At 36.9% G+C, this 12,656-nt stretch carries 8 protein-coding genes; 6 read left to right on the top strand and 2 right to left on the bottom strand.

The features are described 5' to 3' along the window. Nucleotides 1-29 precede the first annotated feature (29 nt). Together HZI73_RS23470 and upp are read right to left on the bottom strand one after the other, a co-directional pair. Complete coding sequence (locus HZI73_RS23470) at nucleotides 30-1,124, bottom strand: C40 family peptidase (protein ID WP_212695765.1); 1,095 nt, start codon at nucleotides 1,122-1,124, stop codon at nucleotides 30-32. Between the two features lie 571 nt (nucleotides 1,125-1,695). Then, a complete protein-coding gene (gene upp / locus HZI73_RS23465; RefSeq protein WP_212695764.1) occupies nucleotides 1,696-2,328 on the bottom strand; it encodes a uracil phosphoribosyltransferase in 633 nt (210 codons plus the stop codon). Nucleotides 2,329-2,871: 543 nt separating this feature from the next. Between upp and HZI73_RS23460 the strand changes: the two genes are divergently transcribed. The 6 genes from HZI73_RS23460 (at nucleotide 2,872) to hprK (ending at nucleotide 12,639) form a co-directional block, all read left to right on the top strand. After that, nucleotides 2,872-3,426, top strand: a complete 555-nt coding sequence (locus tag HZI73_RS23460) for a mechanosensitive ion channel family protein (RefSeq protein ID WP_212695763.1) — start codon at nucleotides 2,872-2,874, stop codon at nucleotides 3,424-3,426. Nucleotides 3,427-3,549: 123 nt separating this feature from the next. Further along, nucleotides 3,550-5,712 (top strand): beta-galactosidase domain 4-containing protein, encoded by a 2,163-nt coding sequence (locus HZI73_RS23455; protein WP_212695762.1) that lies wholly within the window; start codon nucleotides 3,550-3,552, stop codon nucleotides 5,710-5,712. A 29-nt stretch (nucleotides 5,713-5,741) separates the two neighbouring features. Then, complete coding sequence (locus HZI73_RS23450) at nucleotides 5,742-7,523, top strand: ABC transporter ATP-binding protein (RefSeq protein ID WP_212695761.1); 1,782 nt, start codon at nucleotides 5,742-5,744, stop codon at nucleotides 7,521-7,523. Between the two features lie 12 nt (nucleotides 7,524-7,535). Next, nucleotides 7,536-9,617: an ABC transporter ATP-binding protein gene (locus HZI73_RS23445; protein ID WP_212695760.1), complete on the top strand. Its 2,082-nt coding sequence runs from the start codon at nucleotides 7,536-7,538 to the stop codon at nucleotides 9,615-9,617. 30 nt (nucleotides 9,618-9,647) lie between these two features. Continuing rightward, the gene (uvrC, locus tag HZI73_RS23440) at nucleotides 9,648-11,543 is read left to right on the top strand and encodes an excinuclease ABC subunit UvrC (RefSeq protein WP_212695759.1); all 1,896 of its coding nucleotides are present in this window, start codon (nucleotides 9,648-9,650) and stop codon (nucleotides 11,541-11,543) included. A 139-nt stretch (nucleotides 11,544-11,682) separates the two neighbouring features. After that, entirely contained in the window at nucleotides 11,683-12,639 is a 957-nt protein-coding gene (gene hprK / locus HZI73_RS23435) for an HPr(Ser) kinase/phosphatase (protein WP_212695758.1), read from the top strand. Nucleotides 12,640-12,656: the final 17 nt, after the last annotated feature.

Raw genomic sequence — 12,656 nt, 5'->3', positions numbered from 1 at the left:
TTATGAAAAAACGGGTTTATTAGGATAATTTATTTAATAACTCTTGTAGCACCGATATAAGTAGCCATTCTTCGATCATTCAGTGCATTAACAATAATACCTGATTCAGGGTTATTGGCATGAATAATCATGTTATTGCCCATATAAATTGCTACATGATTAATGCGTCCATTATAGCCAAAGAATACAAGGTCACCAGGTAATAAGTCGCTCTTAGATATACGTTGCCCATCGTTAATTTGAGAACGGGATGTTCGACTAATGGATATACCAAATTTCTTCATGACTTGTTGTGCAAATCCTGAGCAATCAACACCTTTAGTCAAACTGTTTCCGCCGTATACATAACGATTACCTTTAAATTGTAGCGCGTAGTTCACAACTTGCTGCCTTAAGTCAGACGTTTCTGTAATGGTTGGAACCTCGTCTGAGATTGAGACATAATCTTTATGCAAATAACCAGTTGAGCCGTTTGCAGTTTTTATGGATACCCAATCTTCAAGTTCGCTGATAATTTCAAAAGCATTATTTTGATATACTTTATCAATCTTTTTAGAACTTGTTGATGGTTCATGTCTAACATTCAGTATACTTGTTGTGACTACGGCATATCTTTTTTTAATCTCTTGAGGGTTAGAAGCTTGGGTCAGTGTCACAGTTTCAGGTGATTTCGTAGCAGATAAAGTCTTATAATGGATATAGCCTTTACCTTGTTCCGTTTCCACGTAATACCAATCATCAACCGCGTAGAGTACTTTTACAGATTGTCCATTTTTTAATGTACCAATAATGCCAGCCATGACATTTGGACCATCAAATAAATTAGCTTCTTCACTGGAAACAAGAGATGATTGTGTATCTTTTACTTCCACATATTGACTATGTACATAGGCATCTGATTTATTATCCATATGAATTTTATGCCACTCATCTTTGGTTGAAAGAATTTCAATCACATCACCCAAATGGACATAATCAATGATAGAACTGGATGTACTTGGACCACTTCTAACATTAAGATTTTCCACATTAACAACACCCACTGAACTTGCATAGATGTTCGTTGTTAGTAACAGACTTCCTAATAAACCAAAGGTAAACTTACCAATACCGCGTTTCTTCATAATTTCATTGAACCTCCTAGTGCTAATACTATTCTTTGTAAACTCAGGCAAAATATTCTATATATTGAAAGATGATGCTTTCTTTTTGTGTAGGCAAGGTCAATCAATATATAAGTTTTCATGTGTCATGATGATGAGCAATGGGAGAAATAATGGTTTATTTCACTTAATCGTCATCATGATTTAAGTTATTACGAAAATATTAACTAATTATTACATGATTATTATAATATTAATTTGCCAAGAATGCAAGAGTTTACTTGAAAATACAATTATTTCCATTTTATGAATGTATTAGTTAAGTTTCGAGAATGAACAGAGAGAAATAATTCAGTGTCAAATATCTGTCTAGGAGGGGAAAGTGTGTATATTACAGGGTTCTCCCATAATATACCATATGCAGATGGTTTAAAAATGTCCTTTAATTTGTAAGATTTTCTTATGAGAAATGTAGTAAGTATGTAATATATTAAACAGGAATAAGAGAAGAATCTACCATCATATCATGGGCCATTAGACTTAGCCTATAAGAAGAACAAGTAACGATGATATGATGATAGTTCTTAATGTATTATTTTGTACCGAAGATACGGTCACCTGCGTCACCTAAGCCAGGTGTAATATAGCCAATTTCGTTTAACTTTTCATCAATAGCTGTTGTATAGATTTGTACATCTGGATGATGCGCCACAACTTCATCTATACCAGGTTTGGAAGTAACAAGGCACATGATTTTAATGTCTTTTACACCATATGATTTTAATAACTTAACAGCGGCAACAACAGAACCACCTGTAGCCAGCATAGGCTCTGTAATAATGACGGTTCTCTTTTCGATATCTTTTGGTAGTTTACAATAGTATTCTACAGGTTCAAGGGTTTCTTCATTTCTATATAAACCAATATGACCTACTTTTGCAGTTGGTAATAAACCTAACATACCATCTACCATACCAAGCCCAGCACGTAATATAGGAACAATGGCAAGGGTTTTACCAGAAATAATATGTGACTTGGTTTTACATATGGGTGTTTCAATAGTTGTTTCTTTTAAAGGTAGATTGCGTGTCACCTCATATCCCATTAACATGGCAACTTCTTTCACAAGTTCACGGAAATCTTTGGAACCTGTGTTTTTATCACGTAATAGGGTTAACTTGTGTTGAAGCAATGGATGTTCTAATAATTTTACATTATCGTACATGTTTTAAATTCCTCCTCTATGTGGTTTTAAAAATTAATCCGAAAGGATTCTATAGTCTCCATGCGTAGATGGTCCATAAAGGAAAACGTCATTCATCATGAGGTCATTCACTTGACCATAAACAGCATTTTTTCCCGTAAAAACGTAGGGTATACATGATTGCATACAATTTTCATCTTAATATATATAGAAGGGTTTGTCAATTGAAACCAACAAAATTCTAAAAAAAACACGAGAAAAATTGCACGATTAATTTAGAAGAAAGTCACAATTCGTATCGTACCCATAAAAATGATATGTTTCAACAGGTGACAGTGGTCATAATAAGAAAAATGTCATTATTCATCCTATTAATCATTTATGAAAACGATAATCATAAACAGGATATATGGTAAAGATGCTTTTATTGACTTTTTTGTGAAAGTATTTTGTGGTATAATATACAAGGTAAATGTCGTAAAAGGCATGCAAAGAATGGTGACGTGACCTTATTAAAGGATAAATGGTTTTAAATGAAGAAGCGATAATATGAAGGGTGTTTGTATGAATGAAAGTTTAGTAAGTATGGTTTCAGAAAATATAATTTTATGGTCTCTCGTCAAAGGTATTATCATTGTCGTTGTTACCATGATTGTACTAAGCAGTGGACAAATGATGATTAATCGCTATTTTGATATGATGTCAAAGCATAAGAAAAACATGAATAAAATCATAACCATTAAAAAAGTAAGCAACAACATCTTTAAAGTCATTATCATCTTTGTAGCTGTAACCATGTTTCTAAATAGTGTTCTTGGTATTGATACCACGTCAATCATTACAGTAGCAGGGGTGAGTGGTATTGCCGTTGGATTCGCTAGTCAAAACATTGTAAAAGACCTGATTATGGGTATGATGTTATTAATGGAAGATCATATCACCATCGGTGACGTGATTAAAGTCAATGCTTACAAAGGTGTGGTAGAAGACTTGAATCTAAGGTCTATTACCTTACGGGATGAAGAAGATGTTCTACATATTATTCCTAACAATATCATAAAAGATTTTTCTAATTATTCCAAACCAAAGGAGAATAAGGAAGAAGTCATACATGAATAAGACATATAGAATAGGGTTAAATGTCCAAAGCAGTGACTACTAAGGTCGCTGTTTCTCTATAGTGTAGGATTGCACATCATAGAGGATATAAAAACAGTATCGGGTAGGGTACATTATTAAGGGGTGAAGAAAATATTGGATAATACAAGTATACAATCAGCAGAGCCGAAGCAGGATTATCAAGCAGACATGGAAGAACAAGCCATCTACATCAGTCATTATAATATTCGTTGTGTAGCCCTCAATACGGCCTATTCCCATGTGCATATGAGTGTTGATGCGATTATGATAAATCAGCTATCAGGGATACAGCCCATTAAAGTTGAACTATGGAAGTTAGACCCTGTAGAGAGCTTGTTAACAGATACACGTATGGTTTTAACAGGCAGCCATTCATATAAAATCAATTTGCAAACAGAGTTGGATGATGTGGAGCGTTGGTCCAGCCATAAGCCCCAATGCTACACATTTAAGATGGTGATAAAAGATGAGGGTAATACCGTCTTATCGGAACGATTTTTTACATATGGCTTTCGGTTTATACATATACAAGATCATAAGTTATACATCAATGGGCATATCACAAGGATTCATGCCATACATTATAATCATCAAGCCCATGAAGCAGGCAACCAAGATTCTCATCAACAGTTTATGAAAGTTATTCAAACGTGCAAACAGTATAATATTAACACAATTTTTTTAGATGAAGACCATGAAACGGATGCGTTATGTACCCTATGCGATCAATATGGTTTGTATGTCATTAAGAGCTTGGGTAGGGAAAGTAACGTACAAGAGATGAGTGATGAGGATAGATGTGAGCAAGAAAATGAAATAGCCAAAACAATATTTCAATATAAAAACAATCCATCCATCATCATGTGGTCCCTTACAAGTGAAAACGATGATGTGACAAAAGTAATAAGGCATGTAAAGGTAGCTGACCATTCTCGACCCATCTATATGGATCAGGTAAACATACCTTATGATGACCATATGATACAGTTGAAGAAAATCATGTCTCATGATGATACCACATGGCATGAAGATAAGATGGATAGATATGCAGGGAGTATAATCGGTAGTTATTGGCCTGAACATCAAGAACAGGAACCACTTTCTGGCACCAGTATCGTAGATCATAGCCATCATCCTACGTCCTTTGCCTATGAAATTAAAAAGCACTATGAATGCATTCAGATATGTCCTCAAGACATTATTAGAGGGATTTTTGTGATAAAAAATATAGGTGATGCTGACGAACTGAAGGCATATACCCTTAATTGGGAAATACTAGAGGATGGTATGGTCATTAAGAAAGGTGAACTACAAGATATTACCTTACCTTTGCAAGAAGAGATGGAAACCCAGATTGATTATGATATGCAACACATATTAGAAAATGCGTGGTATCATATGAATATTAATCTGGTGACAAAAGAAGATACATGGTGGGTGCCCAAAGATCACGTATCAGCATGGGCACAATACCGAATTCCCTATAAGATTCCAGGTAAAAAGAAAAAAACAGTGATGAAAAATCTCCGGGTACGCAATCGAAAACTGAAAGTTGAAGTGGCTGGTGATAATTTTGAAGTCCTTATTGATAAATTAAAAGGACATATACGCTCTGCTGAATTTGATAAACTGGAATATTTGCTAGCGCCCATGCGGTTATATGTGGCCTATCAAGGTGAACGATTAGAGCCCACAAAAGTTAAAGAAGTACGTGTCCATGAGGAAAGTGGTGTAGCATCTATTAAAATTATCAGAAGGTGCCCCCCTCTAAGAGGTCAGATTATAACCACTTATACCATTGAGGCAGATGGGTCCATCATGATGATGCATCGAGTGCGCTCATCCAATAAAGATATTCAAGTGGGTATGGTCCTTGAAATTCCAGGTCAGTTTAATGATTTTTCTTGGTTTGGTAAAGGTCCACATAATACCAAGTCGGGTCAAAATAGTGGTGCAAAAGAAGGTTTATATTACTGTAAGTTAGAAGAAGTTCATGATGTACAATACAAATCGGGTATAAGGTGGGCTGCTCTTACAGATGGTGATGGTGAAGGGATGCTTATTGAAAGTTGTAGAAATATTCCTCTGGTTATAGAAAGCAAGCGATGTGATGTGGAAGGACATCTGTTGCAGCAATCGTTGAAAAAGGTAGAGCAAAAGGTTGTCGTGGATGTGATGTGCAGCCATGAGGCAAAACAACATATTTTTGATACCCATCGGTCTGATGAAGAGGTATATGCATGGACCATAAAAAGAATTATATAATACGATGGTAGCGTTGGGAGTGAATGTGCATGAGGTTAAAGAGGTTACGTGGTGAAGAAAGTGAGTCATCCCCATCAATTCTTAAGAAGTACATGAAAAGGTATAAAGGCCATTATTTCATTGGGTTTATTGCGCTGGTTATTGTGGATGTGCTCTTATTGCAAATCCCGTTAATTACGGGTAGTATCACCGATGGTTTGCAAAAGAAAACATTAACACAAAATGATTTAATGAGTCAGGTCGGTACATTGGTTTTACTAGGTCTGCTTATTGCCAGTATTCGTTTTGTGTGGCGTTATTTTATTTTCGGTACATCTAGGAAGATTGAATATGGTCTTAGGAATGATTTTTTTAGGCATATCGAAACATTATCCTTAAGGTTTTTTAATGAGCATAAGACAGGTGATCTGATGGCCCATGCCACCAATGATTTGAATGCCATTCGAGCCATGGTAGGTCCTGCCGTATTGATGGCTTTTGATGCCATAGCTCTCACCATTATGGTTATCTACCAGATGTTGACGGTTATTAGTGTACAGCTGACTTTGGTAGCCATTATTCCCCTTCCTATCATTGCTATTGGAAGTTTATTTCTTGGCAAGACCATTCATGCTCGTTTTAAGGATAAGCAGGAGGCTTTTGCGCATATGTCCGATATGGTTCAAGAGAATATCTCGGGCATACATGTGGTGAAAGCGTTTATCCAAGAAGCCAAGGAATGTATCGCCTTTAGTAAAACCAATCGTAATAATTACGATAAAAATATGCGCGTCGTAAAATTGTTTGCACTGATGATGCCTTTAGCCATGATGGTTACAGGACTTAGTATTGCCATTATCTTAGGGTATGGTGGCTACATCACCATTCTTGGACGTATAACACTAGGAGATTTTGTGGCTTTCATTCAGTATCTACTCATGCTGGTTTGGCCAATGATGGCTTTTGGATGGTGCATTACCCTGATATCACAAGGTTCTGCTTCCTTGGTTAGGTTTGAAACCTTACTCAATGAGAAACCAGATATTTTTGATGATGAGACCGTGAAGCAGATTGAAGCCCTTCAAGGTAAAATCAGCATTAAGCATCTGGACTTCACTTACCCTGGTGCAGCGGTTAAATCACTTGATGATATTTCATTAACGGTAAATCAAGGCGAAACATTAGGTATTATTGGACGTACAGGTAGCGGTAAAACAACCCTAGTCAATATGCTCTTGAGAATGTATAATCCCCCAAGAGGGACGATTTTTATCGATGGTCATGATATGTTAGACTTACCCATTAAAGTGTTACGTGAGGCAGTAGGTTATGTACCCCAAGATAATTTCCTTTTCTCTGATACCATTGCAAGGAATATTGCTTTTGGTGTATCAGAAGAGAACGTAGAAGCTATTGAAACAGTGGCGAAACAGGCCAATGTACATGAGAATATTATTGCCTTTTCAGACCAGTATGCCACAGTCATTGGTGAACGAGGTGTCACCTTATCGGGGGGGCAGAAGCAACGTGTATCCATTGCCAGAGCGTTGATTAAGAAGCCTCCAATCATGATATTAGATGATGCGGTATCAGCGGTTGATACCAGTACGGAGGAGCAGATTCTGGGTCATATTCATGAAGAACGTGCCAACAAAACCACCATCATCATCGCACATCGTATATCCACCATTAAGAACAGTGATAAAATCATTGTATTGGATGAGGGACGTATTATTGAGTCAGGTACCCATGAATCCTTAATGGCTCAAACAGGTACCTATTATGACATGGTTCAGAAACAACAGCTTGAAAAAGAACTGGAAAAGGAATAGGAGGTGGCTCATATGGATTATAATGAAGCTGGTGATATGAAAAAAGGCTATGATAAGGCCATTATAAGACGCTTATTCGCTTATGCAAAGCCTTATGTATTATGGATAGCCTTTTCATTAATTTTGCTCATAGGTGTTGTAGGCGTTGAGCTGCTTCGACCTATTTTGATTGGTTCTGCTGTGGATGATATGATATCCAAATATGATACACCCTATATCATGGTTGATCAAAACCAAAAAGGGGCAATATCCATTGATAACATCTATGTTATGGAAGATAAGAAGGGGAACCATCCAGAGGCCAAGAAGGCACGCATTATCTATGATGAAACCTACAAAAAACCTTATTTCTTGGCAGTGGATTTGACACAAGATGAACTGGATATGATGAAAGATGTCTCAGAAGTAAAGGCGAAAGCGGATGGCTACTATGTGACGTATCAAGATACAACGCAAAACGTGATACAGCTTGAAGAAAAAGATATTCAGGCACTTAGAAAGTCTCAAATTAATGGTCTTATTCGAATCACCATCATCTTTCTGGTGGTATTAATTGCAGGTCTATTAGTGGGCTACTTTCAAAACATCATCTTACACTATACAGGGCAGAAAATCATCTATAACATACGGAATGAGGTTTTTTCCCATATACAAAGCTTATCCATCCGATTTTTTAACAATAACCCTGTTGGTAAATTAGTCACAAGGGTTACCAACGATACGGAAACCCTTAATGAAATGTATACAAGTGTTATTGTCAACTCCGTCAAGAGTGTACTCATGTTAATCGGTATTACCATTATGATGTTTGTGTTAGAGTGGCGTTTAACCCTTGTTATTTTTCTTGTGATACCTTTTATTATTTTAGCCAGCTTGGCTTTTCGGCATTATTCAAAGAAATTTTATCGTGAAGTAAGAACAAGAGTTGCAGCCATTAATACCTTCTTGTCTGAGCATATTTCTGGCATGCGTATTGTTCAGATTTTCTCTCAGGAAGAGCAGAAGATGGAAGAATTCGATAAGGCCAATAATGACTTGAAGAAATCCCACCTGAAACAGTTAATTATCTTTGGTATATACAGACCAACCATGTATTTCTTATATGTGGTGGGCTTATCCATTGTTCTTGGCGTTGGGGGGTACATGGTCATTAAAGGGAGTATGTCCATTGGAAAGCTGATTATATTTATTCAATATATCTCTACCTTTTTTGATCCCATTCAGCAATTGGCTGAACAGTTTAATATTTTGCAAGCTGCCATGGCTTCAGCAGAAAAGATATTTACATTATTAGATGAAGAGGATAAGATTGAAAATCAACCCAATACCCTCCAACTGGAAAACGTGAAAGGTGAGATCCAGTTCAAGGATGTTTGGTTTGCTTACAATGAGGAAGAATGGGTGCTTAAAGATGTATCTTTTAATGTGAAACCAGGGGAAACAGTAGCTTTTGTAGGTGCAACAGGTGCGGGAAAAACATCCATTTTAAATCTCTTGAGCCGTTACTATGATATTCAAAAAGGAGAGATTTTCCTTGATGGGCATCCTATCAAAGACCTTGAGTTGAAACAATTAAGATCACATATAGGACAGATGCTGCAAGATGTCTTCTTATTTACAGGGGATATTAAAAGCAATATTCGATTAAAAGAAGAGGGCATTTCAGATGATCAGATTAAGGAAGCTTCTCAATATGTGAATGCTCACCAATTTATATCGAAATTACCCGATAAATATAATGAAAAAGTCCTGGAAAGAGGGGCAACATTTTCCGCTGGTCAGCGGCAATTACTATCGTTTGCAAGAACCTTAGCTTTTGACCCATCGATTCTTATATTGGATGAAGCCACAGCCAACATTGATACAGAGACAGAATTGTTGATTCAGGATGCTTTGTATAAGTTGATGGAAGGCAGAACCACTTTGGTTGTTGCACACCGTTTATCCACCATTCAACATGCAGATAAAATCATTGTCTTGCATAAGGGACGGATTAAAGAGACAGGTACCCATCAAGAATTACTGGCAAAAAAAGGTATCTATCACAATTTATATAAGTTGCAATATCAGGAGATAAACGCTTATAATGAATAAGAAGAAGTTTGAAAGAAGGGAGTGATGAGGATGTTTGATATTGAAGAGAATCTGAAGAATCTGCCCATGCAACCAGGTGTTTATCTTATGAAGGATATGTACGATAATATTATTTATGTAGGTAAAGCCATTAAGCTTAGGAATCGTGTAAGGCAGTATTTTCGAAAATCGACCAATCATTCCAACAAAATAAGAAAGATGGTAACCATGATCAAGTCCTTCGAGTATATTGTGACGGATTCTGAACTGGAAGCACTGATTCTGGAGTGTAACTTGATTAAGAAACATCGGCCCAAATATAACACCTTGTTAAAAGATGACAAGGCTTATCCCTATATTAAAGTGACTGTTGATGAAATGTATCCACGTATTATTTATTCCAGAGAGCTGAAAAAGGATAAGGCCAAGTATTTTGGACCTTATACCAATGCCACCGGTGCTAAGGAGACCATTGAGGTCATTACGAAAATCTGGAAGATAAGAACATGTAATCGTAGGCTGCCAAAAGATATTGGGAAAGAGCGACCTTGTTTGAATTATCATATTAAACAGTGCCATGGGCCTTGTCAGGGGTATATCAGCCGAGAGGATTACGGCGCACATATCCATGAAATCATTGAATTCTTAGGTGGAAAGTACGATAAAGTCATCGGTATATTAGAAGAGAAGATGAAGCAGGCTTCAGAGGATATGGATTTTGAGAAGGCTGCAGAATATAGAGACCAATTAATGAGTGTTAAAAGTATTGCTGGCAAGCAAAAAATCATCAATGCTTCCATGGAAGACCAAGACGTTATTGCATTTGCCAAGTCTCAAGATGAGGCCTTGGTTCAAGTCTATTTTATCCGTCATGGTAAGCTCATTGGACGAGAACATTTTCATCTGGATGGTGTGGAAGATTTACATAGACAAGAAGTCATGACAACGTTTGTGAAACAGTTCTATTCGGGAACCCCTTATATTCCCAAAGAAATTATTCTCCAAGAAGAAATAGATGAAGCCAATATCATTAATGCCTGGCTGGATAACAAACGAGGTCAAAAAGTCTATATAAAAGTGCCAAGAAAAGGTGAAAAACATAAGCTGGTGGAGTTAGCTGCACAGAATGCTTTACTGACCTTCCAGCAGTTTGGTGAGAGAATGAAACGAGAAGACCGAAGGACCAAAGGTGCCGTACAAGAGCTCATTGATTTAATTTGCTTAGACGATGACGTTACGCGTATTGAAGCCTATGATATTTCTAACATTCACGGATTTGAAGCAGTGGGTTCCATGGTTGTTTTTGAAGAAGGAAAACCTAAACGCAGTGATTACCGAAAGTTCCGTATTAAATCCGTAAAAGGACCTAACGATTATAAGAGCATGGAGGAAGTCCTTACCCGTAGATTTACCCATGCCTTAGAAGAACAAAAAGAAATGCTTCTTAAGAAACAAGATGTAAGTTTAGGCAAGTTTACACGACTGCCTGACTTAATATTAATGGATGGTGGAAAAGGCCAAGTCAACATTGCCTTAAAAGTATTGGATACTTTAGGTCTTCGGATTCCTGTATGCGGCATGGTAAAAGATGATAAACATCGGACAAGGGGACTGTATTATCAGAATGTGGAATTTAACATGGACACCCATTCAGAAGGCTTCAAATTAATGACCAGAATTCAAGATGAAGCTCACCGCTTTGCCATTGAATACCATCGAAAACTCCGAAGTAAGCAGCAAATACAATCCATATTGGATGATATTGAAGGGATTGGACCAAAGAGACGTGTTACGTTAATCAAGCATTTTGGCTCAGTCGAAAAAATAAGACAAGCTGAGCTCAGTGATCTAGAAGCAGTGGTGGGTATCAGTCAGCGGGTAGCCAATACCGTTTACCATTTTTTTAGAGATGAAGATAAAAGCAGTTCAAAAGCAAATAAGGATTAAATGAGTCATTGGAATTAATTTCAGCCACATCTACGACACAGAATATAAGAACTATAAAATATCTAGTGATAAATAGGGCATAATATGCTAAAATATGAAGTCGATAGACTTTTAATTAAAAGCCATAGGAGGTATAATCATGTATTCCGTTGAGTTAAAAGAGCTTGTTAACAAGATGAACTTGAAAAATCTAACACCAACTGTTGATATAGAAGGTATAACCATCACACATTCCGATATCAACCGTCCTGCGTTACAACTAGCTGGGTTTTTTGATTATTTTGATTCAGAGAGAGTACAGATTATGGGGAAGGTCGAATATACGTATCTAGAAAAAATGGACGAGACCAAACGTAAAGAAGTGATATGCACACTCTTTTGTAGTAAAATACCATGTTTGATTATGTCAAGAGAACTAGAACCATTTGAAGAGATGTTGGATGCTGCTCGTAAAAGTGGTGTACCCATATACCAAACCAATAAAGCAACATCTTACTTTATGGCAGAGATTATCGGATGGCTCAAAAAGAAACTTGCTCCCAGAATTTCCATTCATGGTGTTTTAGTGGATGTATATGGTGAAGGTGTGCTCATCATGGGTGAGAGCGGTATAGGAAAGAGTGAATCAGCCCTTGAGCTCATCAAAAGAGGTCATCGATTGGTTGCCGATGATGTTGTGGAGATTAAGAAGATATCAGAGGATACACTACTTGGTTCATCACCGGATATTATTCGACATTTTATTGAACTTCGTGGGATCGGTATTATTGATGTCAAGACGCTCTTTGGTGTTGAATCCGTTAAAAAGGTCCAAGACATTAATTTGGTTATTAAACTGGAACTATGGAACCCTGAGAAAGAATATGACCGTCTGGGACTTACAGAAGAGTTTATTGAGATTCTAGGAAACAAAGTGACTTGTCATTCCATTCCTATTCGACCAGGTCGAAACATTGCTGTCATTGTTGAATCGGCAGCCATTAACCATCGTCAGAAACAGATGGGTTATAATGCAGCTGAAGAACTTAATAACCGCGTGATGGGTAATCTCAAAAAAAGAAGCGAAGAAAGAGATCATGCAGAAAAAAATAAATAAATTAGATTGATGGAGGA

This window comes from Vallitalea pronyensis (assembly GCF_018141445.1).
In the GTDB taxonomy this organism is placed as follows: domain Bacteria; phylum Bacillota; class Clostridia; order Lachnospirales; family Vallitaleaceae; genus Vallitalea; species Vallitalea pronyensis.
Note: the sequence above shows the minus strand (reverse complement) of the source record. Positions and strands in the feature narration are given on the sequence as shown.

Excerpts from the sequence above, each read along its gene's own strand:
- HZI73_RS23470 (WP_212695765.1), bottom strand. The coding sequence starts at position 1,124 with ATGAAGAAACGCGGTATTGGTAAGTTTACCTTTGGTTTATTAGGAAGT.
- upp (WP_212695764.1), bottom strand. The coding sequence starts at position 2,328 with ATGTACGATAATGTAAAATTATTAGAACATCCATTGCTTCAACACAAG.
- HZI73_RS23460 (WP_212695763.1), top strand. The coding sequence starts at position 2,872 with ATGAATGAAAGTTTAGTAAGTATGGTTTCAGAAAATATAATTTTATGG.
- HZI73_RS23450 (WP_212695761.1), top strand. The coding sequence starts at position 5,742 with ATGAGGTTAAAGAGGTTACGTGGTGAAGAAAGTGAGTCATCCCCATCA.
- HZI73_RS23445 (WP_212695760.1), top strand. The coding sequence starts at position 7,536 with ATGGATTATAATGAAGCTGGTGATATGAAAAAAGGCTATGATAAGGCC.
- uvrC (WP_212695759.1), top strand. The coding sequence starts at position 9,648 with ATGTTTGATATTGAAGAGAATCTGAAGAATCTGCCCATGCAACCAGGT.
- hprK (WP_212695758.1), top strand. The coding sequence starts at position 11,683 with ATGTATTCCGTTGAGTTAAAAGAGCTTGTTAACAAGATGAACTTGAAA.